Origin of the sequence: Gordonia sp. ALPHA1B1 (assembly GCF_005502615.1) — a bacterium.
GTDB lineage: Bacteria > Actinomycetota > Actinomycetes > Mycobacteriales > Mycobacteriaceae > Gordonia > Gordonia hongkongensis.
Genome location: NZ_SCOC01000046.1, coordinates 1 through 23,291, shown reverse-complemented (window position 1 = coordinate 23,291; position 23,291 = coordinate 1). Strand labels below are relative to the sequence as shown.

21 protein-coding genes are annotated in these 23,291 nt (G+C 69.0%); 7 read left to right on the top strand and 14 right to left on the bottom strand.

Going from position 1 to position 23,291, the window contains the following annotated elements:
- Positions 1 to 89: 89 nt before the first annotated feature.
- A complete protein-coding gene (locus FFS52_RS21055; RefSeq protein ID WP_078112610.1) occupies positions 90 to 1,673 on the bottom strand; it encodes a molybdopterin-dependent oxidoreductase in 1,584 nt (527 codons plus the stop codon).
- Between the two features lie 140 nt (positions 1,674 to 1,813).
- Between FFS52_RS21055 and FFS52_RS21050 the strand changes: the two genes are divergently transcribed.
- On the top strand, positions 1,814 to 3,286 hold the full coding sequence (locus tag FFS52_RS21050; protein ID WP_058253803.1) for an FAD-binding protein: 1,473 nt from the start codon (positions 1,814 to 1,816) through the stop codon (positions 3,284 to 3,286).
- 86 nt (positions 3,287 to 3,372) lie between these two features.
- Here the strand turns inward: FFS52_RS21050 and FFS52_RS21045 are convergent, their stop codons facing one another.
- From FFS52_RS21045 to nadB, 7 genes are all read right to left on the bottom strand, one after another.
- A complete protein-coding gene (locus tag FFS52_RS21045) occupies positions 3,373 to 5,661 on the bottom strand; it encodes a heavy metal translocating P-type ATPase (protein WP_137810827.1) in 2,289 nt (762 codons plus the stop codon).
- Positions 5,658 to 5,840 (bottom strand): hypothetical protein, encoded by a 183-nt coding sequence (locus tag FFS52_RS21040; RefSeq protein WP_068971060.1) that lies wholly within the window; start codon positions 5,838 to 5,840, stop codon positions 5,658 to 5,660. Before FFS52_RS21040 ends, FFS52_RS21045 begins: the two co-directional genes overlap by 4 nt.
- 2 nt (positions 5,841 to 5,842) lie before the next feature.
- Positions 5,843 to 6,049 (bottom strand): cation transporter, encoded by a 207-nt coding sequence (locus tag FFS52_RS21035; protein ID WP_010843166.1) that lies wholly within the window; start codon positions 6,047 to 6,049, stop codon positions 5,843 to 5,845.
- 52 nt (positions 6,050 to 6,101) lie between these two features.
- On the bottom strand, positions 6,102 to 6,395 hold the full coding sequence (locus tag FFS52_RS21030; protein WP_004020389.1) for a metal-sensitive transcriptional regulator: 294 nt from the start codon (positions 6,393 to 6,395) through the stop codon (positions 6,102 to 6,104).
- Between the two features lie 164 nt (positions 6,396 to 6,559).
- On the bottom strand, positions 6,560 to 7,393 hold the full coding sequence (locus tag FFS52_RS21025) for a hypothetical protein (RefSeq protein WP_137810826.1): 834 nt from the start codon (positions 7,391 to 7,393) through the stop codon (positions 6,560 to 6,562).
- A gap of 178 nt (positions 7,394 to 7,571) precedes the next feature.
- On the bottom strand, positions 7,572 to 8,609 hold the full coding sequence (locus tag FFS52_RS21020) for an alpha/beta hydrolase (RefSeq protein WP_137810825.1): 1,038 nt from the start codon (positions 8,607 to 8,609) through the stop codon (positions 7,572 to 7,574).
- Positions 8,610 to 8,663: 54 nt separating this feature from the next.
- Positions 8,664 to 10,313: an L-aspartate oxidase gene (nadB, locus tag FFS52_RS21015; protein ID WP_137810824.1), complete on the bottom strand. Its 1,650-nt coding sequence runs from the start codon at positions 10,311 to 10,313 to the stop codon at positions 8,664 to 8,666.
- 195 nt (positions 10,314 to 10,508) lie between these two features.
- Here nadB and FFS52_RS21010 point away from each other — a divergent pair, with 195 nt between their 5' ends.
- The gene (locus tag FFS52_RS21010; RefSeq protein ID WP_137810823.1) at positions 10,509 to 12,035 is read left to right on the top strand and encodes an FAD-dependent oxidoreductase; all 1,527 of its coding nucleotides are present in this window, start codon (positions 10,509 to 10,511) and stop codon (positions 12,033 to 12,035) included.
- A 55-nt stretch (positions 12,036 to 12,090) separates the two neighbouring features.
- Here FFS52_RS21010 and FFS52_RS21005 read toward each other — a convergent pair whose 3' ends face one another.
- A complete protein-coding gene (locus FFS52_RS21005; protein ID WP_137810828.1) occupies positions 12,091 to 12,939 on the bottom strand; it encodes an SDR family NAD(P)-dependent oxidoreductase in 849 nt (282 codons plus the stop codon).
- A 324-nt stretch (positions 12,940 to 13,263) separates the two neighbouring features.
- Between FFS52_RS21005 and FFS52_RS21000 the strand changes: the two genes are divergently transcribed.
- From FFS52_RS21000 to FFS52_RS20990, 3 genes are read left to right on the top strand one after another with little or no spacing between them, the layout of a single operon-like run.
- A complete protein-coding gene (locus FFS52_RS21000; RefSeq protein WP_137810822.1) occupies positions 13,264 to 14,865 on the top strand; it encodes an NAD(P)/FAD-dependent oxidoreductase in 1,602 nt (533 codons plus the stop codon).
- Positions 14,866 to 14,880: 15 nt separating this feature from the next.
- Positions 14,881 to 15,315 carry an SRPBCC family protein gene (locus FFS52_RS20995; RefSeq protein ID WP_058253794.1) on the top strand — a complete coding sequence of 145 codons (435 nt, stop codon included), beginning with the start codon at positions 14,881 to 14,883 and terminating at the stop codon, positions 15,313 to 15,315.
- A 39-nt stretch (positions 15,316 to 15,354) separates the two neighbouring features.
- A complete protein-coding gene (locus FFS52_RS20990) occupies positions 15,355 to 15,960 on the top strand; it encodes an NAD(P)H-dependent oxidoreductase (RefSeq protein WP_058253793.1) in 606 nt (201 codons plus the stop codon).
- Positions 15,961 to 16,019: 59 nt separating this feature from the next.
- On the opposite strand, the gene FFS52_RS20985 is transcribed toward FFS52_RS20990, so the two are convergent.
- The 5 genes from FFS52_RS20985 to FFS52_RS20970 form a co-directional block, all read right to left on the bottom strand.
- Positions 16,020 to 17,126: a hypothetical protein gene (locus FFS52_RS20985; protein ID WP_137810821.1), complete on the bottom strand. Its 1,107-nt coding sequence runs from the start codon at positions 17,124 to 17,126 to the stop codon at positions 16,020 to 16,022.
- A 32-nt stretch (positions 17,127 to 17,158) separates the two neighbouring features.
- Positions 17,159 to 17,368: a hypothetical protein gene (locus FFS52_RS20980; protein ID WP_058253814.1), complete on the bottom strand. Its 210-nt coding sequence runs from the start codon at positions 17,366 to 17,368 to the stop codon at positions 17,159 to 17,161.
- Between the two features lie 87 nt (positions 17,369 to 17,455).
- Positions 17,456 to 17,551: a DUF6766 family protein gene (locus FFS52_RS24115; protein ID WP_349291577.1), complete on the bottom strand. Its 96-nt coding sequence runs from the start codon at positions 17,549 to 17,551 to the stop codon at positions 17,456 to 17,458.
- Positions 17,552 to 17,567: 16 nt separating this feature from the next.
- A complete protein-coding gene (locus FFS52_RS20975; protein ID WP_068971067.1) occupies positions 17,568 to 18,701 on the bottom strand; it encodes a hypothetical protein in 1,134 nt (377 codons plus the stop codon).
- An 87-nt stretch (positions 18,702 to 18,788) separates the two neighbouring features.
- Positions 18,789 to 19,832, bottom strand: a complete 1,044-nt coding sequence (locus tag FFS52_RS20970) for an NAD(P)-dependent alcohol dehydrogenase (protein ID WP_068971068.1) — start codon at positions 19,830 to 19,832, stop codon at positions 18,789 to 18,791.
- 196 nt (positions 19,833 to 20,028) lie between these two features.
- On the opposite strand from FFS52_RS20970, the gene FFS52_RS20965 reads away from it, so the two are divergent.
- Entirely contained in the window at positions 20,029 to 21,396 is a 1,368-nt protein-coding gene (locus FFS52_RS20965; RefSeq protein WP_068971069.1) for an AarF/UbiB family protein, read from the top strand.
- A gap of 99 nt (positions 21,397 to 21,495) precedes the next feature.
- Positions 21,496 to 22,848, top strand: coding sequence for a DUF3068 domain-containing protein (locus FFS52_RS20960; RefSeq protein WP_065630252.1), 1,353 nt, complete (start codon positions 21,496 to 21,498; stop codon positions 22,846 to 22,848).
- Positions 22,849 to 23,291 lie beyond the last annotated feature (443 nt).

Here is a 23,291-nt window from a genome sequence, read left to right as displayed (position 1 = left end):
TGCGGTTTTCGCTATTTCTGGACAGGTGTCTGTACAGATGTCGTCCCGCTGGCCTGCCGAGTCTTTCCGGGCTTGGGCTCCGCGTCGCCCTAGACGATGGTGTAGGTGCGGTCGTCGAGTCCGCTCGCGCCGTCGGGTGCCGGTGCCTGATAGCGCTCGATCTGCGGCTTGCCCTGCTTGTCGATCGCCCGGCACTCGAGGGTGTGGTTGCCCTTGGTCGCCTGCCAGGCGAACCGCCACTGCCGCCACGTGTCGATGCTGTACTCCGTCGTCAGCTCCGCGGGTTGCCATGGCCCCTGGTCGACGCGCACCTCGACGCGCTCGACGCCCGTGTGCTGGGCCCATGCGGTGCCGGCCACGACGACCTCCCCGGCCGGATGCTCGGTGCCATCGGCCGGACGGTCGAAGCGCGACGCCATCTTGATCGGGCCGAGCGCCGACCACCCGCGTGTCGTCCAGTAGGCCTTGGCCTCGGAGAACCGCGTGATCTCCCAGTCGATGACCCATTTGGTCGCCGAGACGTACCCGTACAGCCCCGGCACCACCTGCCGGACCGGGTATCCGTGCTCGAGGGGAAGCGGCGAGCCGTTCATCCCGACGGCGAGAAGCGCGTCGCGCCCATCGGTCACCGCCGAAATCGGTGTGCCGCAGGTCCATCCGTCCACACTCGTGGACAGCAACATGTCCGACCCGGGCCTGACCCCGGCAAGATCGAGGACCTCGCGCATCGGCACCCCCAGCCACTTGGCGTTGCCGACGAGGTCGCCACCGACCTCGTTCGACACGCAGGCGAGCGTCACGATCCGCTCGGTCATCGGCATGGCGAGCAGGTCGTCCCAGGACAGGGTCACCTCGCGGTCGACGTCCCCGTGAATCCGCAGTCGCCACTCGTCGGTCGTGAGCGTCGGAACCTGCAACGCGGTGTCGATGCGGTAGAAGTCGGCGTTGCTGGTCATGAAAGGGGTTGCACCCGAGAGCTCGAGCTGCGCACCGGCCGGGATCGGCGGCGCCTGGCTCGCCGCACGCGGCAACAGCACTCGGGCGCGGTCGGCGACGACGCCCGCAGTGTCGGCGAGCACTCGCCGGGCCACGACACCGACGACGACCGCGGCGGCCGCGATACCGCCGGCGGTGAGCACGAAGCGGCGCGAGAAACCCGACCGCACAGCCGATGTGGGCTCGTCGCCCGCGGCGTCGGGATCCGCCTCGGGGGACTCCGCCCCCTTGGGACGTAGCTGCGCGATGAGGACGCGCAGCACAACGATCCCGACGACGCCGGCGATGATCGACGGCAGTGCGTGCGTCCAACCGGCATCGGGACGGTTGAGTGCGGCCAGCATCCCGACCAACCCGAAGGCTCCGATGATCACCGAGCCGAGCGGAGGTCGTCGTCGTTCGAGGTATCCGCACGCCGCCGCGAGCACCGCGATGATGATGCCCATCCCGATGAACAAGGCGAGCTTGTCGGCAACGCCGAACGTCTCGATGGCCCACTTGCGTACGGCCTCGGGCGAATGGTCGACGACCGACGAGCCGACTGCGAAGTACGGGGAGGCGTCGGGCGAGATCGGGACGGCGGCCAGTTCGCCCGCGGCGAGGGCCGCGCCGACGGCGACCACGCCGGCCAGCGCGGGAGCCGGCGAGGATGCGTGACGCGTGGTGATCGAGGCCATATCCCTTGGTACCGGAGAACCCTGTGAATATGCCGTGCGCCGGATGGTCCGAGACCGTGCGGTGACCACCGACGGCACCCCGTCGACGAATCGTTATCAAGACTAGAACAGGTTCTAGTTTGTCCGCTAATCTGAGCGGTATGGCTACCAGCACCGAGATCCCCGAGACCGTCGCACTTGATTCGGTGAGTGAGTTCTCCGACGAGGTCGACGTCGTCGTGATCGGATTCGGCATCGCCGGCGGATGCGCCGCCGCCGAGGCCGCTGCCAACGGCGCGCGTGTGCTGTTGCTCGAGCGCGCCGCCGCGCCCGGCGGCACCACCTCGCTCTCCGGTGGATTCTTCTACCTCGGCGGCGGGACCGCAGTACAGCAGGCCACGGGCCAGGACGACTCCGTCGAAGAGATGGAGAAGTACCTCACCGCCGTGTCGATCGAACCCGAGGCCGACAAGATCCACGCCTACTGCGTCGACAGCGTCGACCACTTCAACTGGCTCGAAGGACTCGGCTTCACCTTCGAGCGCAGCTTCTATCCGGAGAAGGCCGTGATCCAGCCCGGTACCGAGGGACTGATGTTCACCGGCAACGAGAAGGTCTGGCCGTTCAAGAACCAGGCCGTCCCCGCGCCACGCGGGCACAAGGTCCCGGTACCCGGGGAGACCGGGGGCGCGAAGCTGGTCATCGATCTGCTCGTCACCCGTCTCAACGAGCTGGGTGCCGAGGTCCGGTATGAGACCGGCGCCCGCCAGTTGGTCGTCGACGAGCAGGGTGCGGTCGTCGGCGTGACGTGGAAGACGCCCGACGCCGAGGGCGTCATCCGCGCGGACTCGGTGATCATCGCCGCCGGCGGTTTCGTGATGAACCCCGACATGGTCGCCGAACACACCCCGCATCTCGCCGAGAAGCCGTTCGTGCTCGGCAACACCTACGACGACGGCCTCGGCCTGCGCATGGGCCGATCGGTCGGCGCCGCACTGAAATACATGGACAAGGCGTTCATCACCGCGCCGATCTACCCGCCCGCAAGCATGGTCATGGGCGTCATCGTGAACAAATTCGGCGAGCGGTTCGTCACCGAGGACTCCTACCATGCGCGGACATCGGGATTCGTTCTCGAGCAACCTGATTCGGTGGCTTACCTCATCGTCAACGAGTCGCACATGAACGAGAAGCAGAACTACCTGGTCCCGTTGATCGACGGCTGGGAGACCATCGAGGAGATGGAGCGGGACCTCGGCATCCCCGAGGGCAAGCTGCAGGCGACCATGGCCCGCTACAACGAGAACGCAGCGAAGAAGGAAGACCCCGACTTCCACAAGGCACCCGAGTTCCTCGAGCCCCAGGACACCGGACCGTGGGCGGCATACGACCTGTCGCTCGGCAAGGCCATGTACGCCGGGTTCACCATGGGCGGTATGGCGACGTCACTCGACGGCGAGGTGCTCGACGAGTCGGGCACCGTCATCCGCGGGCTCTACGCCGCCGGGGCCAGTGCCACCAACATCGCGCAGGACTGCAAGGGATACTGCAGCGGAACGCAATTGGGCGAGGGCTCCTACTTCGGCCGGCGCGCCGGGCGGCACGCGGCGGCACGGGTCGCCACCAGCGCCTGACGGTCGGGCACCCGATCGAAAACCGCCCGCCGGCGAACCATAGACGACGAGGAGTCGTCAGCGTAGCCGGCGAGGGCGGTTTCCTATCAGCGCCGCGGCGTGAACCCGCGGAGTCGCAGGCTGTTGCCGACGACGAACACCGACGAGAGCGCCATGGCCGCGCCGGCGATCATGGGATTCAGCATCCCGGCGGCGGCGAGAGGAATGGCCGCGACGTTGTACCCGAAGGCCCAGAACAGGTTTCCCTTGATGGTGCCGAGGGTTCGACGCGCCAGAGCAATGGCATCGGCCACCGCGCGCAGGTCACCGCTCACGATCGTCAGATCGCTGGCGGCCATCGCGACGTCGGTGCCGGTACCCATCGCGAGGCCGAGGTCGGCCTGGGCGAGCGCCGCGGCGTCGTTGATCCCGTCACCGACCATCGCCACCACGTGGCCCTGCACCTGCAGTTCGGCGATCACCTCGAGCTTCCGCTTCGGACTGACCCCGGCGGTGACGTCGTCGATTCCGACACTCGAGGCCACGGCCCGGGCGGCGCCCTCGTTGTCGCCGGTCAGCAGCATCGGAGTCAGACCCAGTCGCCGGAACTCGGAGATCGCCGCGGCCGACGAGGGTTTGACCTGGTCCGCCACCACGAGAACCGCGACGGGAACAGGTTGTCGGGCAGGCTCTTCGGAGGAATCCTCGGCGATCAGGACGACGACCGCGGTTGCGCCGTCGGATTCCGCGACGACCACCGCATCGTCGAGCGGCGGTGGCAGGGGCGCGTCGATCGTGTTCGGCGACACCACTGTCACGAACCGGTCGCCGACGATCCCGGCGACACCGGCGCCCTGCGTGGACACGAAATCACGGACGCGGGAGTCGATGTGGTCGCGTCCCGCGTCGACGATGGCCGCCGCGATCGGGTGTTCCGATCCCGACTCCACCGATGCCGCCCAGCCCAGGACCTGTTCGCGCGCATAGCCGTCGGCCACGGTGATCCCGGACAGCGACATCTCACCCGTCGTCACGGTGCCGGTCTTGTCCAGCACGATCGTGTCGACGCGTCGCGTCGATTCCAACACCTCCGGGCCCTTCAGCAGGATGCCCAGCTGTGCCCCTCGCCCGGCACCGACCATCAGGGCCGTCGGAGTGGCGAGTCCGAGCGCGCACGGGCACGCGATGATGAGGACCGCGACGGCGGCGGTGAACGCGAAGGTCACATCGCCACCGGCGAAGTCGGTCGTGGACGCCACGCCGAGCCAGAAGCCCAGGGTCGCAAGCGAGATCGCGATCACGATCGGGACGAATACCGACGAGATCCGGTCGGCCAGCCGCTGGACGTCGGCCTTGCCCTCTTGCGCCGCCGTCACCATGCGGACCATCTGGGCGAGCGCGGTGTCGGAACCGACCGCGGTCGCACGCACGACGAGCAGACCGCTGGTGTTGACGGTCGCGCCGACCACCGAGTCGCCGGAGGTGACCTCGACCGGCACCGACTCACCGGAGACCATCGACGCGTCGACCGCCGACGCACCGTCGACGACGACTCCGTCGGTGGCGATCTTCTCACCGGGCCGGACCACGAACTCGTCGCCGACCGCCAGCTGCGCGATGGGGATTCGGGACTCGGCACCGTCGGACCGTCGGACGACGACGTCCTTGGACCCGAGGTCCATCAGCGCGGCGAGTGCGTCACCGGCCCGCCGCTTGGCGCGCTTCTCGAAATAGCGGCCGGCCAGCAGGAAGGTCGTGACGCCGGCCGCGGCCTCGAGGTAGATGTGCGACGATCCGTCGGTCCGCTGGGGCAGCAGGTCGAATCCGTGGGTGAGCCCGGGCGTGCCCGCGGTGCCGAGGAACAGCGCGTACAGCGACCATCCGAACGCCGCGAGGGTGCCGACGGACACGAGGGTGTCCATCGTCGTGGCGCCGTGGCGCAGGTTGATCCACGCTGCGCGGTGGAACGGGTAGGCCCCCCACACGACGACCGGCGCGGCGAGCGTCAGGGACAACCACTGCCAGTACGTGAACTGGAGCGCCGGGATCATCGCAAGCGCGATCACCGGCACCGAGAGAATCGCGGAGACGATCAGGCGCTGCCGGAGACCGTCCAATTCGGGATCGCCGGACCCCGCTCCCGGGTGTTCCGGAGCGTAGGCCGACGAATCGGGCACGATCGGCGATGCGTCGTAGCCGGCCGCGCGGACCACCTCGACGAGGTCGCCGGGCGCCAGACCCGCAGGTACCTCGACGTGGGCACGTTCGGTCGCGTAGTTCACCGACGCGGTCACACCGTCGATCTTGTTGAGCTTGCGCTCGATGCGGTTGGCGCAGGACGCGCAGGTCATGCCGGTGATGTCGAGGTCGACCAGTTGTCCGGTGTTCGCGGTCATGGGTGACCACCTTCATGCGGGTCGGATGTCGGTTCGCCGGTGACGACGCCGTGTGACGGTGCGTCGTGAGTCACCGGCTCCACGTCGGGGCCCCACGCGCGCCCGACGCCGAACGCGATCACGAAGACCGCGATCAGCGCGACGACGTAGGCCAGGGGCCCGGTGGCAACGGATCTCATGGTCAGACCAGTGCGTAGCCGGCTTCGGTGACGGCGGCCGCGACCTCGTCTCGACCGAGTTCACGGTCGGCCGCGACCCGCACCGAGCCGTCGTCGACGGTGACCTCGACACTGGTCACGCCCGGCAGCGCCTCGATCTCCTCGCGAACGGACGCGGCACAGTGGCCGCAGGTCATGCCGGTGACGGTGTAGGTGCTGGTGGTGCTCATGCGGGAACTCCTCGGATCGTCGAAGTCAACGGGGATGGATCAGAAAGGACGGTCAGGACTTGACCAGGCGGGTGATCGCGGCCATGGCCTCGTCGACCTTGGCCTTGCCGGCCTCGTCGCTCTCCTGCGCGGCATGCACGACGCAGTGGGCCATGTGCTCTTCGAGGAGCCCGAGGCTGACCGCTTGCAGCGCCTTGGTCATCGCCGACACCTGCGTCAGGATGTCGATGCAGTAGGTGTCTTCCTCCACCATCCGCTGCAGACCGCGCGCCTGACCTTCGATGCGCTTGAGTCGGCGCAGATAGTCATCCTTCCGGCCGATGTAGCCGTGCTGGTGCTCGTCCATGATTCTCCCGTCCGGATACCCCTCAAGGGTATGCCCGACCAGGTATACCACCGCCGAACCCGAAACGGTACCCCCCTACCGTATGCGGAACGAACCCGTTGTGCTCGGAGCAGCCCAACTACTGCTCTCTGAGAACCAGCGGTCTCGTGGTGTTTCGGATGCCCCTACGAGCGGAGTGCTGCGGCCAGTTTGGCCAGGGCGGCGGCGACCTCGTCGAGTGCGTCCCCGATGGCGGCAACACGCGCCGCGTCGAATCCCGGAGCGGTGGGGTCGGGCACGCGCACGGCCGGGACGTTCCGCGGCGCGATGCCCGTCGTCTCCGAATTCGGGGCACGGACGGACGGGCCGGCCTGGCCGCTGCCTGCCTGTCCGTCGAACGATCTGCCGGGGTCCGGCGCCGGCGAGTAGGCGACGTCGTAGCCGTCGGTCCGGTGGCGTCGGCCGTGGTAGTCCTCGGCGGCCAGCGGCTCGGCATTGGTCGACCGGCGTCCGCCGCGGTACTCACCCGGTTCGGGCTCGGCCGCCGGGGGTTGCGTCGGCAGGGCAGCCGGGTGCGAGTCGGGCAGGCGGTGCGAACCCATCCGTGACGAACCCATCTGCGGCGGCTGACGCAGCGGGTCGACGGCGTGATCAGGCGCGACGGTCTGCGGGTTGGAAGCGCTCGCGCCGGTCATCACCGACGGTGCGTGGCCGTTGCTGCGCGCGTAGAAGTGCGGGCCGCCGTGCCCCGCGAAGAACACGCATCCGGCGCCCTCTGGGGACGGGACCGGGCACGGATTGCGTTCGATGAGCGACTGCGCGCGGTCGTCGAAGTCGTTCCATTCGAGCCACAGCCGGCGGTCGTGCCGTGGGTGCGTGCTCGCGTCGGTGGCGTGATTTCCCCGATGGCCGATCGCCAGACGGCATTGCAGCAACCAATCGGAGTCACCCGACAGCCCCAGCGCCGCGCGTTCGGTCGGCCGGCACACCACCGTCGACCAACAGCCTTCGCCGTTCATACGGACTCCCCTTCATGCCTTGCATCGCCGCGAGATCTTCGCGCGACCACACCCGTGTGGCGCGCACGGTCGTCTTCTCGTGCCCGTCGGCTTCCTGCCGCCCGGTGGCAAGCCCCCCGGCATGCGCTTCTGCGGTGGCCCTCCCCCGGTGGCCACGGTGTGGTGAAGATCCCGCGGGTCAGTGTACGAAGCGGGCCGGTCCGGTGCCACCCTCTTGGCCCCGCGCGTCCGAACCGAGGAACTCGAGGATCCTCGTGTTCACCTCGTCCGGCTGGTCCAGGTGCAGGAAATGGCCCGCCCCGGCGACGACCGCGGCCGCACTGCCCGCCGGTAACACCTCGCGGACCGCGTCCGCGAGACGCGACTGCATGCACCCGTCGTCCGCTCCATGCAAATACAGTGTGGGAGAACGTGATTCGCCCAACCAATCGTTCCGCAACGCGGCGTACCGAGGATGGGTCCGCGGCCGCCGAAGTGCGCGGTAGTACCCGAGCGCGGCTGTCCGATGGGCACGTGTGGGCAGCGCCGCGAGCGCGTGGTCGACGTCCAGTCGGTGGTCGGGCCGGACCGGGGTCGCCGCCGAATCGAGCCGCCAGCGGCGCCATAGGAGCGGGATGAGGCGGTCGAGAGTCCGTTCGGGCAACCACGGCAGCTGATTGAACGCGATGTACCAGCTCATCACCGCCTGACGCGCGAGCGTCTTGACGCCGTCGACCCCACTTCCGATCGAGCGCCGGACCACCGGAACCGGCGGGACCGACATCGAGATCACCCGCGCGTACGGATTGTCGTCGCGGTGCGCCACCGCGTTCGCCGTCATCGCGCCCCAGTCGTGCCCGATCAGGACGGCGTCGGGGCCGGCTCCGACCGCGCGATGAACCGCCAGCGCATCGTAGGCCAGCGCGGCAACGTGAAAGTCGTTGTCCTCCGGTATCTCCGACGGTGCGTAACCGCGTGTGAACGGGGCGACCACGCGGTACCCGACGCCGGCGAGTTCGGGCCCGAGGTGCCGCCACGTCCATGCCGAGTCGGGAAATCCGTGCAGGCACACGGCCACCGGACCGGCCGCGGGACCCCACGCGAGCGCATGCAGGGTGATGTGTCCGAGCTCGAGGGTGATTCGTTCCGGGCCCCCGGGAACAGGGGCGCGGGAATCCGGGTCGTCGCGATCGGGGCCGCTCTGGGGCCCCGAACCGTCTGCGGAGATCTGGGTCATCGGGGTCAATCTATCTCCGACAGCACCCCGGAGGCGTCGACTTGACCGGTCCGCTCAGCCGGGCAGGCTCACGGGACGGGCCTCCCGCAATTCGCCGTCGACGATCCGGAACACCCGCGACTCCGCCACGTCGGCGGTCAACGGGTAATCCGTGCGGACATGCGCTCCGCGGGATTCGGTACGCGCGGCAGCGGCGGCGACGACCGCGGACGCGGTGAGCGTGAGTGCCGCGTCCTCGATGTCGCGTACCGAGTCGGCCGTCCGACGCGGCGCGGCGGCGAGCGTCGCGGCGACTTCGGCGAGACCGGCAGCCGACCGTCGTAGCGCGACATGACGCGTCATCATGTTCTGGAGCTGTTCGCGGTCCAGGACGGGGACCGGCTGCTCGGCCTTCAGTTCGGCGCGTTCGGGGACCGGGATCTCGCGACGCGCGACTGCCACGGCGGCCGCGCGACGGCCCATCACCAGGCCTTCCAGCAGGCTGTTCGATGCCAGCCGATTGGCGCCGTGCAGCCCGGTCCGCGCGACTTCGCCGGCCGCGAGCAACCCGTCGACCGCGGTGCGGGACGACTCGTCGGTCACGACCCCGCCGCACAGATAGTGCGCGCCGGGGACGACCGGGATCCGTCCGGACGCGGGGTCGAGGCCGGCCGCGCGGACACCGGCGGTCACCGTCGGGAAGCGTGTCTCGAAGTCGCCGACGTCGGCGATGTCGAGATACACGCACGGGTGCCCGGTGAGCTCGATCGCGGTCTGCACCGCGTCGGCCACCACGTCGCGGGGAGCGAGATCGCCCATCGGGTGGACGCCCGCGGTGACCGACCGGCCGTCGACGTCGACGAGCCGTCCGCCCTCACCGCGCACCGCCTCGCTGATGAGGGTCCGCCGACCCCGCGCGCCCGCGGTGTAGAGCATCGTCGGGTGGAACTGGATGAACTCGAGATCGGCCACCTGCGCCCCGGCGCGCAATGCCAGCGCGATGCCGTCGCAGGTGGCGCCCGCCGGATTCGTGGTGGCAGCGTACAGGTGCCCCGCCCCGCCGGTCGCGAGGAGCACGGTCGGGGCGAGGACCGACGTGAAACGGCCGTCGCGCAGGCACGCGACACCGACCGCCCGGCCGTCGTCGAGGTGGATCGCGGTGGCGATCGTGTCGTCGAGGAACCGGATCGGCGGCACGTCCCCGCCGGCGGTCTGCCGGACGGCCTCGTGCAGCGCGCGCTGGATCGCGGCCCCGGTCGCGTCGCCGCCGGCGTGGATGATGCGCCGGCGGGTGTGGCCGCCCTCACGGGTGCGCAGGAGCAGACCGTCGGTGTCCCGGTCGAATTCGGCACCCCAGTCGATGAGGGCCGACACCGAGTCCCAGCCGTCGGCGAGGATGAGGCCCGACGCCGCGGCATCGGTGAGACCGCCACCGGCGGCGACCGTGTCGGCGAGGTGGCGGTCCACGGAATCGGCGTTGTCCGAGCTTCCCGTCTCCGCGCCGGGCATCACGACCGCGACACCACCCTGCGCGTAAAACGTGGACGTGGGTTGCTCCGCGTTCGCGACGTCCCAGCCTGGCCCCTTGTTGAGCACGACGACCCGGAGCCCCTCGTGGGCGGCCCACAGCGCCGCCGTCAGTCCGGCGATTCCGGCACCCGCCACCACGAGGTCGGCGCGGACCGTCTCCTCGGTCCCGGTCAGTCCGCGAGTCAACCCGCTCATGTCAACCGCCTCTCGCCGCGGCTCAGGGTGCCGCCGGCCCTCCGGGCAACACCCCGGATGTGTTTTCGATTCCCAGTCGAAAACCCTACCCTGCGAGTGCGCCACCCGAAATGCTCGGCGGCCCGCCGGCTCCGATGTTTGATCGTCTCCGGCCCCGATGTTTGAGCGCCTCCGGCAAGGGCAAACCCGGTCAGCATGAAAACCCTCTGGTTCGACCCCGCAGGTGAGGCAGCCCCCGAGTACCTGCCCGATGTCCGCCCGGAGACGATGCCCATCGACGTCGTCGACAGATTCGACCAGGTCATCGTCGGAGGTGGCATCACCGGTCTGACGACCGGCCTGCTGCTGGCCCGCGCGGGCCAGTCGGTCGCGGTCCTCGAAGCCCGGCACATGGGCGCCGCGGCGACCGGCCACACCACCGGCAAGCTCTCGATGCTCCAGGGCACTCGACTGTCGTCGATCGCGAGCCGCCACGGCCACTCGGCCGTACAGGACTACGTCGAGGCCAACCGCGAGGGACAGGCCTGGTTGCGCCACTATCTCGAACACCGCGGCCTGCAGGTCGACGAACGTGCGGCCCTCACCTTCGCCGCCACCGCGTCCGGCGCGAAGTCGGTGGAGAAGGAGTTCGAGGCCTGCCGCGCGCACGACCTGCCCGTCGAACACGTCGACTGCCCCGAGCTGCCCTTCGACGTCCGCACCGCGATTCGCCTCGACGGTCAGGCCCAGATCGACCCGATGGTCGTGCTCCGCGCCCTGACCGACGACCTGCGCGCACACGGCGGCCACTTCTACGAGGGCGTCCGTGTGCAGGGCCTCCGCCACGGCTCACCGAACGTCCTCTCGACCGACGCCGGTGACGTCCGTGCCGACTCGGTGGTCATCGCCACCGGACAGCCCTTCCTCGACCGCGGCGGCTACTTCGCCCGGGTCCATCCGCAGCGGTCCTACGCCGCGGCGTTCACCGTCGACGGGGACATCCCCGGCGAGATGTACCTCGGCTCCGACAACCCGTCGGTCTCACTGCGGACGGTCTCCCGGCCCGAGTACGACCGCGAACTGCTCATGGTCGGCGGCTTCGGACACGAGGTGGGCCGGACGAAGTCCGAGCGACAGCATGTCCTCGACCTGATCAGCTGGACCCAGAAGCACTTCCCCTCGGCACAGATGGTCGCGCGCTGGTCGGCCCAGGACTACACGACGATCGACGAATTGCCCTATGTCGGACCGATTCTGCCGGGCGTCGACTCGGTGCAGGTGGCGACCGGCTTCGCCAAGTGGGGTCTGACCAACGGCGTCGCCGCGGCGCTCGCGATGACGGGACGCATCCTCGGTTCCGAACCACCGTGGTCGACGACCCTGCGCCCGTGGCGCACGACCGAGATCAGCCGCCCCGGCTCGCTGGCCTCTGCGGTGTCGGCCAACGCGCAGGTCGCGGGATACATGGCCGCCGGTTACCTGTCGCTGCTGAAGCCGACCGACGGCGCACCCGAGGAAGGCGACGGCAGCGTCGGGCGTTCCGGCGTGAAGCCCGAGGGCGTGTGCACCGTGCAGGGTCAGACGCGGTCCGTCGCGCCGCTGTGCACGCACCTCTACGGCGTGCTGCGGTGGAACGACGCCGAGCAGTCCTGGGACTGCCCGCTGCACGGTTCGCGATTCAGCCACACCGGCGAGGTCCTCGAAGGTCCGGCCACCCGGAACCTGGCCTCGCACAACGACTGAGCGGGGCACCGCGGACCGGGCGGACCGTCGTCGGGCCCGACGACGGTTCGCCTTGTCAGGTCCGGGCGACGGCCGGCGCCGAACCGGCAAGCGCGGCCTCACCCAGCATGCGTCGGAACACCGGACCGGTCAGCGTCGCGATCGGGCGCTGCACCGCTCCGGCCAGGACGCGGACACCGACGTCGAGTGCTCGCGCGTCGAGGCCGACCGGAATGCGGTCCCGCCCATCGAGGACCCCGTGCAGGATCGCCGCTGCCGCGGCATCCGGCCGCGTACCGGGCAGGCGACGGTTGAACCCCCGCGTCACGAAGTCCCGCACCCCGGGCGTCACGTACAACGCGCGGGCGGCGATCTCGGTGTGCACGACGCCGGGATGAACACTGTGCACCCGGACGTCGGACCCTTGGGCACGAAGCTGTAGCTGGATGGTCTCGGAGTAGCCGCGCGCGGCGAACTTCGAGGCGGAGTACGCGGACTGAGTGGGGCAACCGAGGAATCCGAAGGCGCTGGAGGTGTTCACGATCGACCCGCCGCCGGCCGCCTGTAGATGAGGGAGGAAGGCCACGGTGCCGTTCACGACGCCGCCGAGGTTCACGGCCATGATCCGCCGCGCGTATTCGTCGTCCTCCTCGAGAATGCCCGCCACCATCGTGATCCCGGCATTGTTGAACACCATGGCCGGCGGGCCGGACCGACCGATGACGACGTCGGCATATGCGCTCATCGAATCGGCGTCGGACACATCGACCTCGTCGAGATGCACCCGGGCACCGGCGTCGCACAACCGCACCGTCTCCCGCGCCGCCGGAAGGTCGACATCGCTCAGGAACACCTCGACACCCGCACGATCGAACCGCCGCGCGAGTGCCCGGCCCATCCCCGCCCCGGCACCGGTGATCACCACCGGCCGCCCGGCGCAGCGCCGACGAAGCCGGCGATCGGAGACCTGCGGATGCCACAGTCGCGCGGGCGGAAACGCCGGGTCCAGGCGCAGCGACCGGAGTTCAGACCAGTTCGTCACCCGTGCGGACTACCCGCTTGCCCCGGCGCTACACATCCCTCAGAATCGCCAGGCACGGATGCGCCTCGACCCGCGCGTTCACCTCCCGCGCGCATCGTCGGCGTTTACGGTCGGGGGCCGCGGGTAACCCGCGCACCGGACAGCGTGGCGTACCGGCCCGGAGCACATCGGCCGGGTGAGATCGATACGGACGAGGGGAGTCGACCGTTGAGTGTGTCGGATGCAGTGGTCGTCGGGGCCGGCCACAACGGGCTCATCGCCGCGATCCGGCTCGCCGATGCGGGCTGGGATGTCACGCTCCTCGAAGCGCAGCCCGAGGTCGGCGGCGCAGTCCGGAGCGCCGAGATCACCCCCGGTTACGTCACCGACCTGTTCAGCGCCTTCTATCCGCTCGCGGTGGCGTCGCCGGTCTTCGCCGACCTCGACCTCGCCGATCACGGTCTGGAGTGGAGCCGCGCACCGCTGGCCTTCGGCCACCCCGCTGGGCCCGACGACGTCAACGCGCCGGTCGTCTTCCCCGATGCCGCCGACACGGCCGCGCATCTGGCCACCTTCGACGAGCGTGACCGGCGCGCCTGGCTCGACCTGGTCGAGCAGTGGCAGCAACTCCGGCCCGCGATCCTCGACACCCTGTTCGGTCCGTTCCCCCCGGTCCGCGCGCTGTTGTCGCTCCTCCGCTCGCTCGGCACGGCCGACGCCCTGCGCCTGGCCCGGTTCCTGATCCTGCCGGCCGATCAGATGGTGCGTGAACTCTTCGACAGCGAGAAATCCGGTCTGCTCATCATCGGCAACTCCCTGCACGCCGACATCCCGCTCCACGCACCCGGCAGCGGATTGATGGGGTACCTGCTGACCATGCTCGGCCAGGACACCGGTTATCCCGTACCCGTGGGCGGGGCGAGCGCGCTGCCCGCGGCCCTTCGACGCCGCGCCGAGAGCGCCGGGGTGACCGTCGTCTGCGACACCCGAGTCACCCGGATCGACGTCCAGGGCGGGCGGGCCACCGGGGTCGTGGACAGTACCGGCCGCCGATGGCCGGCGAAGCGCGCCGTGCTCGCCGACGTGGCGGCGCCCACGCTCTACACCGAGCTGCTGTCGGCCGACGACGTGCCCGCGCGCGTCCTCGACGACCTGCGAACCTTCACCTGGGACACCCCGGTGGTCAAGGTGAACTACGCCCTGCGTGAGAAGATCCCATGGCGGAGTAACAATCTCAGCGGAGCCGGCACCATCCACCTCGGCGCCGACGCACGCAACATCGCCTACGGGACCGCCGACATCGAAACCGGCCGTGTCCCGGAGCATCCGTTCCTACTCTTCGGACAGATGACCACCGCGGACCCGGGCCGGTCCCCCGCGGGCACCGAAAGCGCTTGGTCCTACAGCCATCTCCCGCGCGGGGTGACCGACGACGAGGCGGCCCAGTTGCTGGCCCGCAGGATGGACGCCGTGCTCGAAGCCCACGCTCCCGGTGTCTCCGACCTCATCGTGGGACGGCACGTCCAGACCCCACACGACCTGCAGGCCGCCGACGCCAATCTGGTCCACGGAACAGTCAACGGTGGCACGGCACAACTGTTCCAGCAGTTGATCTTCCGTCCGACGCCGAACCTCGGCGGTGCGTCGACGCCGGTGGATCGCCTCTACCTGGCGGGGTCGGGAGCGCACCCCGGTGGCGGCGTCCACGGCGCCTGTGGCAACAATGCCGCGCGCGCTGCCCTCGCCTCGGACGGGTTCCGCGGATTCCCGCGAAGAGTGTTCGACCGCAACGTCATCCGACGACTGACCAAGACCGACAACAACCACTGAACGGAGCAGCGGAGCATGAACCGAGTCGAACGTCATACGAGTGCCACACCGGCGCAGGTCTGGTCGGTGCTGTCCAACGGCTGGCTGTACGCCTCGTGGGTCGTCGGGGCCTCGCGGATCCGCAACGTCGACCACACGTGGCCGCAACCCGGATCGAAGATCTATCACTCGGCGGGGGTGTGGCCGGCCCTGCTCAACGACGAGACAGAATCCGTGGAGTCGAAGGCCGGGCTTCTCGAATTGTCGGCCGCCGGGTGGCCTTTCGGTCGCGCACGAATCCGCATGACGATCGAGAAGGACGGTGACGGTTCCCTCATCGGCATGGAGGAGTTCGTGGAGACCCCGCCGCTGAGATGGATTCCGCCGACCATCCAGGAAACCGTCATGTCGCCGCGCCTCAACGAATGCCTGAAACGGCTGGCGATGCTCGCCGAGAACCACGCGGGCTGACAGGGTTGCAACCGGGTCGGTGCGGGTACGCCTTGTGGCATGACCACAGCACTCGCCATCAACTGCACCCTCAAACCCTCTCCTGCCGAATCGAGCAGCGAGCTCATCGCCCGACACATCCTGGACGCACTCGCCGAGCAGGGCGTGACCGGGGACATCGTCCGGGCGGTGGATTTCGACATCCGGCCGGGAGTCGAACGAGACATGGGCGACGGTGACGAGTGGCCCGCGCTCTTCGAACGGGTTGCCGCCGCCGACATCCTGGTGATCGCGACCCCGACGTGGCTGGGCCACATGTCCAGCGTCACCCAGCGTGTTCTCGAACGTCTCGATGCCGAGATCTCCGAGACCGACGACGCCGGCCGCCCCGGCATGTTGGGCAAGGTGGCGATGTGCGGTGTCGTCGGCAACGAGGACGGCGCCCACAAGATCATCGCCGACGTCTTCGGCGCGCTCAACGACATCGGGTTCACGATCCCCGGACAGGGCAACACCTACTGGAACGACGAAGCCATGGGCGGCCGCGACTACAAGGACCTCGACTCGGTTCCCGACCCCGTCGACTCCGCCACCCATGCCGCCGCCCGAAACGCGGCACACCTCGCTCGACTGCTGTCGCAGAACAGCTTCCCGCCGTACGAGTGAGCAGCGGATCTACCGGACGACCTTGATCGTCTGCCGATCGTTGCCTGATGTCCTGCGGCTCAGGCCTTCTCGTCGTCCGCGAGATGACCGGCGTCCTCGGAGGCCTGGCGGCGCAGTCGCTCCCGGTATCCGTAGGTGGCCCGCAGGACGTCGTCGTAGCTGTCGGCACTGGAACCGAGGGCGCCGGCGAAGATCCCCATCGACGTCGCCAACCACGCCAGGTACAGGTAATTGCGCAGCCCCACCGGATATCCGAGCTGCGAGGCGAGGAAGTTCTCCTCGATGACGATGAGCGCCGCCGTCAGTGTCGCCAGGAACAGCCCGGCGTACAGCACCACCGCACTGAACACGACGGTGCACACCGTCGTCATGTTGTAGAGGCGCGCACGCGGTTTCGCGGTGACCGTCACCCGTTCCCACAGGCGATTGTTGACGATGAGCCATAGCGAGGCGAGCATCAACGACAGCAGGGTGATGGCGGCGAGACGCCACGCACTCAACGCATTCGCCATCGACCAGATCGTGGAGAAGAAGATGCCGAACGACGCCGCGGCCGCTGCTGCGGCGGTCATGCCGGTGAGGGTTGGGATCAACCGCCACGGTCGATTTCCCCGAACCATCCCGGCCATCAACTTCAGACGACGCGAATAGCCTTCGGCGCACACGTATTCGGTGTCGCCGTCGCCGATGACGACGATGCCGCGCTGCTCCTCGAACTCGCCCATGGACCCCGCACCGGTCACCGTCTCGGCGATGGTCGAGATCAAGGTCCGCAGCGCTCGCCGGGGAGCAGATCCGAGAGCTGGGAGCGAGACGACGGCGGCGTTGCGTTCGCGGTCGAGTTCGGCCAGCACCACGAGATTTCGTGGGCTGCGATCGTTGCCGTCGGCGTCCCGCGGCTTGTACAGCCGCGGCATCTCGGTGACGAACACGATCACCTCGTCGGCCGAGTCATCCGTGCCCCAGACGGTCTCCAAGTCACCGCGCGGCGTCATCTGCAGTGTGGTGTCCCTCGTGACGGTGTGTCCGCGGTACTCCAGTGACAGCTCGTCGGCGATCTGCTCGAAGCGGTCCTCACCGCGCTCGATCAGGGCGGCCGGAAGACCGTGTTCGGCGACGATCCGCAGCGCTCCGGCGCGCCGCGGATCGTCGTTCTCGGTGGTCATGTGCGTCTCTGCCGTCATGATCAGGCGGGGCCTCAGTCCGGCGGCTCGGACTCCCCCGCCGCAGGGGAGTCCGGGTTGTCCTCGTCGTCGCGGGCGGTGGCGGCGGAAGGGTCCACCTGCTCGTCCGTGTCGGGTTCGTCGACGGTCCGCTCCTCGAGTTCGTCGACCTTGCGTCGAGCATCATCCGGCGTCGCCTCGGGCGTGCCGGTTTCGGCTGGTTCCATGGGCAATTCCTCAGACATCAGATTCATCGATCCTTCGGTCGGTGTCTCGCGATGGAGCCTCTGTCGCATGTCCGTTTTCCCGGTGACGGCAAGACGTAAACGCGATCACGCCCCGGTCGCCAGATGTGGATCGGCCACCGGCTCGGACTCGGCCGAACCGCGTTGACACAGAACGACCGACAAGACGACGATCGCCGCCACCAACACTCACCCCGTCTCAGTCGTCGGCGGACGTCCTCGGCGCATAGCGAAGGACCGCTCCGATCCCGTCGCGCGGGGCAACGCGCTCGTCGATCCGGACCAGATCGGCGCCGGTGAGAACCGCCGCCACCGGCAGGGCCTCGTCGGCACGCAGCGTACGTTCCGGGGCCAGGCCCAGCTCAGAGAGGTTCTCCGCCGTCGGCGCGATCGTGTCGAGGCCCCCCGCGGCGTCTCCGCCGTCGAAGACCGTCGCATCGCCGAGGTCGCCGATGATCAGCGTCTCGACCTCGCCGTTACGCAACGCCCCGCACACGGCCGTCAGTCCTTCGACCGCGAGGGCCGGGCGATGCCCGAGTCCTGCCTGCAGACTCTCCGCCGCGTCGGCCATCGTGCGATTCTGGCGCAGTTCGAGTTCGGTGGTCACCGCCTTGCGGACGTCGTCGTCAGCGATGCCGCTGTCCCGGGCGCCGAGTTGGAGATCGACCAGTCGCTCGGCGAGCCGCTCCGGAGCCGCCGAACGCAGATCCGACATCGACGAGAGCTCACCGATCGCGAACACGAGCTCGGGGTTGTCCGAGTCGACGATCGCGGTCAGCCGGTCGGCGATCTGACGAATGTTCTTGCGGTTCTGCTCGTCGCTGCGCTGCTGCGGGTCCCCATACCCGGGCGATTCCGCACCGGCGGCGTGGTGGATCGGATAGCCCTCTCCCTCAACGCTTTCGCGCATCAACGAGGATCCGCCGGCTTCGAAGAGCTCGATGTCGGCGCCGGCGTGATCGACCGCGGCGATCACATGTCGCGGGGCGCTCGTGCCGTGTTCGACCAGCGGAACCAGGTACGGCACCGGCGAATACCGTGCCACGGATGTGACCGGTGGTCGGATGAGGTGTTGGTCGAGGAGGACACCGTCGGGACCGGCGATCACCGCACGGCCACTGGGCCCGACGGCCGGCGCCCCGTCGAGCAGGGCATTGCCGATGGACTCCACCACCGCCGCGTCGGCCCCCGCCGACTCGAGTTCCTCCCGCAGGGCTCGCCACCGGAGTTCCATCGTGTGGGCGGCGTCCTCGGTGTTGTGCGAGTCGTCGATGTAGATGGTGGCGAACGGACCGGTTGCAGTTGCCAGCTCGCGGAATCGGGTCGAATTCATGCGCGGCCTCCTTGCCTGTCGTCGGGGCACGTCGACTCCCTCGACGGGTGCCCACCGCATTCAGGCCGCAAACATGACGACGCAGCCCTACAGCGTCGAGGTGTCGATCACGAAGCGGTAGCGCACATCCGACGCCACGACGCGGTCGTAGGCCTCGTTGATCCGGTCGGCGGAGACCACCTCGATCTCGGCGCCGATGCCGTGCTCGGCGCAGAAGTCCAGCATCTCCTGGGTCTGCGCGATGCCGCCGATCATCGAACCCGCGAAACTGCGCCGCTTGCCGATCAGCGCGCCCGCCGGGACCTCGATCGGATGTTCGGGGAGACCGAGTTCCACGAGTGTGCCGTCGAGGGCGAGCATGCCCAGGTACTTGCCGATCGGAAGATTCGCCGACACCGTGTTCAGTATGAGGTCGAAGGTGTTCCGCAGTTCCCGGAAGGTCTGCGGGTCGCTCGTCGCGTGATAGTGGTCGGCTCCGAGCCGCAGACCGTCCTCCATCTTCTTCAGCGACTGGGACAGCACGGTCACCTCCGCACCCAGTGCGTGCGCGATCTTCACGCCGACGTGGCCGAGCCCGCCGAGTCCGACGATCGCGACCTTCTTGCCGGGTCCCGCGCCCCAGTGCCGCAGCGGTGAGTAGAGGGTGATGCCCGCACACAACAACGGTGCGGCCTCGTCGAGTGCGATGCCGTCCGGAATCCGGAGGACGTAGTTCTCGTCGACGACGATCGAGGTGCTGTAGCCGCCGTGCGTCGGCGACCCGTCGCGTCCGACGGCGTTGTAGGTCCCCACGTTGCCTCGCTCGCAGTACTGCTCCTCGCCGAGGCGGCACGGTTCGCACTCACGGCACGAGTCGACGAAACAACCCACGCCGACCCGGTCACCCACGGCATACCGGGTGACGGACTCGCCGACGGCCGCGACCGTCCCGGCGATCTCGTGGCCGGGGACCACCGGGAACCTCGTCCCGCCCCACTCGTCGCGCGCCGTGTGGATGTCGGAATGACAGATCCCGGCGAACGCGATGTCGATCGACACGTCGTTCGGACCGAGATCACGCCGCTCGATGGTGGTCGGTTCGAGCGGGCGATCGGCTGCCGGCGCGATGTAGGCGTTGACCGTGGTGGGCATGCAGACTCCTCGGTACACATTCGATGGGTGGCAGGTGGGGTGGTGCGCGACGCACCGACGACACACGAACAGATGCGGGCTGATGCATGTGTCCGACGCCGCCAGTGTGCCCCGCGCGGGCCCTCGTTGCCATAACGGCACGTCGCGGCGTCGCGGGCACTGGATCCGCCGCCGATGATCGTTACAATGACCGACGGTGACGATCAACAGCTCAGTCGACGACGGTCAGCGCACGCAGTTGCACCCGGTGTCCCCCATCGCCGAGCTCACGCGATTCGGGACGACCACCGCTCACGCGGCTGCGGGCGTCGGACGCTTCGTCCTCCACACGGCAGGCGACGCTTTACGGGGTCGCCCACCCGGCGCCGCCCGCGTCGCGCACGAGATCCGGACCACGTTCGAACACCTGGGTCCGACCTACGTGAAGCTCGGCCAGCTCATCGCCTCGAGTCCCGGCGTTTTCTCCGAATCGATGTCCACCGAGTTCGAATCGCTCCTGGACCGCGTGAAACCCGCCGACCCCGCGCTCATGCGTGCACAGTTCATCGCCGAACTGGGCCGGGCACCCGAGGAAGTCTTCGCCACGTTCGATCCGGTGCCCATCGCGTCCGCGTCGATCGCCCAGGTGCACACCGCGACCCTGCAGGGCGGCGAGGAGGTGGTCGTCAAGATCCAGCGTCCGGGCATCGCCGACCGCCTGGCGCCCGACGTCGCGATCCTCGAACGCCTCGCCGGCCTCGTCGAGATCTCCGAGTACGGGCGGATGCTCAGCGCGCGGCACGTGGTCGAGGACTTCGCGGCCGGCCTCGACGCCGAACTGGACTTCCGCATCGAGGCCGACACCATGCGCGAGTGGTTCGCCTGCCTGCAGCCGGGCCCGTACGGCGACCGAGTCCGCGTGCCGCACGTCTACGACGACTTCACGACGCAGCGCGTGCTGACCATGGAACGAATCAACGCCATCCGCATCGACGACGTCGCGGCCGTACGCGCCGCAGGCCACGACGGAGTCGCGCTGTGCCGCAACCTCCTGCTGTCCCTGCTGGACTCGGCATTCCACGGCGGGTTGTTCCATGGGGACCTGCACGCCGGGAACGTCCTCGTCGACGACGCGGGCAAGCTGGTCCTCCTCGATTTCGGCATCGTCGGGCGTTTCACCCCGCGCACCCGGCGCATACTCCGCCAGCTCGTCGTCGACCTCGTGGTCCGCGGGGACTACGAGTCCGCCGGCCGGGCGATCTTCCTCCTCGGCGCCGTCCACAAGCCGGGTTCGACGTCGCAGGGCGCGGAGGACATCAAGAAGGTGACGACTCCGTTGTCGACCACCGACCTCGGTTCGATGTCATACACCGACCTCGGGCGGCAACTCGCCGCCGTCGCCAAGGCCCACGACGCACGGCTCCCGCGTGAACTCGTCCTCGTGGGTAAGCAGTTGCTGTACGTCGAGAAGTACACGAAGCTGCTGGCGCCGCGGTGGAAGGCCATGTCCGACAAGGAGATCTACGGATACATGGCCGGCATCCTGAAGGAGGCCGAACGCGATCGTCGAGCCGCCCCGGGCTGACTCCCCGCCGCGGATCCCGGCATGTCGGACCGACTGTGGCCAACTGTGGCACACGCGACAGTTAGGGTGGGAGCGATCAGCTGATTCCAGGAGTCATACATGAGACGTTTTGTGCCGGCAGTGCTGGCCTTCTTCGGCGCTGCGTGTATCGCGGCGGCCATCGCCATACCGCTCTACCTCGTGCCGCAGTTGAAGGTGGTTCCGCTCGATCTGGACATCACCTCTGACGCGACCACGGTGGCGGCGGACGGTTCGACCGGAGAGCGCTTCCCGGCGGTGATCTTCGACCGTTGCTCGGTGTCCGAGGATCGTGCCCGCACTCTCGAGGCGCATCTCACCCAGCAGCGACGCTCGATCATCATCGAACCGTCGGACAGCCGCCAGGCGAGCCTGCAGTCGGCGCAGACCGTGCGCATCGACCGCCTGCGCGACGCCGAGGGAACCGAGACCGAACCCAGCTTCGCGGCTGCGGGCGAGACCCGCACCTGTGAGGACGGTCTGCTGACCGCGACCATCGACCGCGTGTCGGTGAACCGCAAGACCTCGGCACCCAACGGGGCGGTCAGCTCGCTGCAGCTCGAGGCGGTCCCCGAGGGCGGCAACGTCAACGACGTGTCGGTCGCCATCGACAACCGCACCGGATACCAGTACAAGTTCGGTTTCGACGTGCAGCAGCGCGACTACCCGTACTACGACCTCAACACCCGCCAGGACTGCGCGGCGAAGTTCGAGGGCGAGGAGACCATCGACGGGATCAACACGTATCACTTCGTGTGTGATGTCCCGGAGACCGATCTCTCCAACCTCCCCAACGCGCAGGGTGAAGCAGCTCTGGGCACGATGCTGACGATGCCTGCCCGCTGGTGGGGCATCACCGGGCGCGGAGTGCGGGCGAACGACCCGATCACGATGCACCGGTACGCCGCCGCGACCCGCCACGTGTGGGTCGAGCCGGAGACCGGGACCATCGTCGACGGTCGTGAGGACCAGCACCAGTACTTCAAGTCGCCCGACCAGAGCGACGCCACCCCGGAAGCGGTGCGCGAGTTCCGGATGGACGCCCTGAAGGGCACCTTCAAGTGGACCGACGACACCGTCTCCAACCAGGCGAGCAAGGCCAGCGGCTACGTCGACCAGCTGAAGGTCGGCGGCTTCTGGGTGCCGATCATCCTCGGCATCGTCGGGGTGATCCTGCTGATCGCCGCCGCGCTGCTGCTCTTCCGCGGACGCCGCGACGACAACCGGGTCGATGACACCCCGCCGCCGACGACACCGCCCGCCGACGAGCGCGACACCACGCTGATCAAGCGCGACGCACCGCCGGCCGGCGCAGCACCTGCGAGCGCCAACCCGTGGGAGCGGCCGACCGAGCAGATCCCCAAGGTCGGTGACACGCCGCCGCCCGACGACTCGGCCACGCGCACCTTCCGCAAGCAGCCGCCGCCCGAATAAGCAGCGACGCAACGACCACCGCGGGCGCATCCGGTACCACCGGATGCGCCCGCGGTGTTGTGTTTGTGGTTGAGGGGCGGTGACACACCCCTCCGCAGCCCGGCCCACCCTAGTGACCTCGACGGACGCGCGGGCACGCTTCGCGTGCACGAGCTGCTCGGCCAGCAGGGGTTGCGCGGGCACGCTACGCGTGCACGAGCTGCTCGGCCAGCAGAGGTGCGAGCCCACCCCCGCGGGTTGAGCCGGCACCGAGCGCAGCGAGGCGCCGAGTCGAAGCCCCTCCGCAACCAGTCCTACCCAAGTGACCTCGACGGACGCGCGGGCACGCTACGCGTGCACGAGCTGCTCGGCCAGCAGGGGTTGCGCGGGCACGCTACGCGTGCACGAGCTGCTCGGCCAGCAGAGGTGCGAGCCCACCCCCGCGGGTTGAGCCGGCACCGAGC

What these genes read in the sequence shown, in the direction of transcription:
- FFS52_RS21025 (WP_137810826.1), bottom strand. Translation starts at nt 7,393, where the DNA reads ATGAACGGCGAAGGCTGTTGGTCGACGGTGGTGTGCCGGCCGACCGAA.
- FFS52_RS21010 (WP_137810823.1), top strand. Translation starts at nt 10,509, where the DNA reads ATGAAAACCCTCTGGTTCGACCCCGCAGGTGAGGCAGCCCCCGAGTAC.
- FFS52_RS21035 (WP_010843166.1), bottom strand. Translation starts at nt 6,049, where the DNA reads ATGAGCACCACCAGCACCTACACCGTCACCGGCATGACCTGCGGCCAC.
- FFS52_RS20975 (WP_068971067.1), bottom strand. Translation starts at nt 18,701, where the DNA reads ATGAATTCGACCCGATTCCGCGAGCTGGCAACTGCAACCGGTCCGTTC.
- FFS52_RS20980 (WP_058253814.1), bottom strand. Translation starts at nt 17,368, where the DNA reads ATGTCTGAGGAATTGCCCATGGAACCAGCCGAAACCGGCACGCCCGAG.
- FFS52_RS21040 (WP_068971060.1), bottom strand. Translation starts at nt 5,840, where the DNA reads ATGAGATCCGTTGCCACCGGGCCCCTGGCCTACGTCGTCGCGCTGATC.
- FFS52_RS20960 (WP_065630252.1), top strand. Translation starts at nt 21,496, where the DNA reads ATGAGACGTTTTGTGCCGGCAGTGCTGGCCTTCTTCGGCGCTGCGTGT.
- FFS52_RS21020 (WP_137810825.1), bottom strand. Translation starts at nt 8,609, where the DNA reads ATGACCCAGATCTCCGCAGACGGTTCGGGGCCCCAGAGCGGCCCCGAT.
- FFS52_RS20990 (WP_058253793.1), top strand. Translation starts at nt 15,355, where the DNA reads ATGACCACAGCACTCGCCATCAACTGCACCCTCAAACCCTCTCCTGCC.
- FFS52_RS20985 (WP_137810821.1), bottom strand. Translation starts at nt 17,126, where the DNA reads ATGACCACCGAGAACGACGATCCGCGGCGCGCCGGAGCGCTGCGGATC.
- nadB (WP_137810824.1), bottom strand. Translation starts at nt 10,313, where the DNA reads ATGAGCGGGTTGACTCGCGGACTGACCGGGACCGAGGAGACGGTCCGC.
- FFS52_RS21045 (WP_137810827.1), bottom strand. Translation starts at nt 5,661, where the DNA reads ATGACCGCGAACACCGGACAACTGGTCGACCTCGACATCACCGGCATG.
- FFS52_RS20995 (WP_058253794.1), top strand. Translation starts at nt 14,881, where the DNA reads ATGAACCGAGTCGAACGTCATACGAGTGCCACACCGGCGCAGGTCTGG.
- FFS52_RS21050 (WP_058253803.1), top strand. Translation starts at nt 1,814, where the DNA reads ATGGCTACCAGCACCGAGATCCCCGAGACCGTCGCACTTGATTCGGTG.
- FFS52_RS21030 (WP_004020389.1), bottom strand. Translation starts at nt 6,395, where the DNA reads ATGGACGAGCACCAGCACGGCTACATCGGCCGGAAGGATGACTATCTG.
- FFS52_RS20970 (WP_068971068.1), bottom strand. Translation starts at nt 19,832, where the DNA reads ATGCCCACCACGGTCAACGCCTACATCGCGCCGGCAGCCGATCGCCCG.
- FFS52_RS21055 (WP_078112610.1), bottom strand. Translation starts at nt 1,673, where the DNA reads ATGGCCTCGATCACCACGCGTCACGCATCCTCGCCGGCTCCCGCGCTG.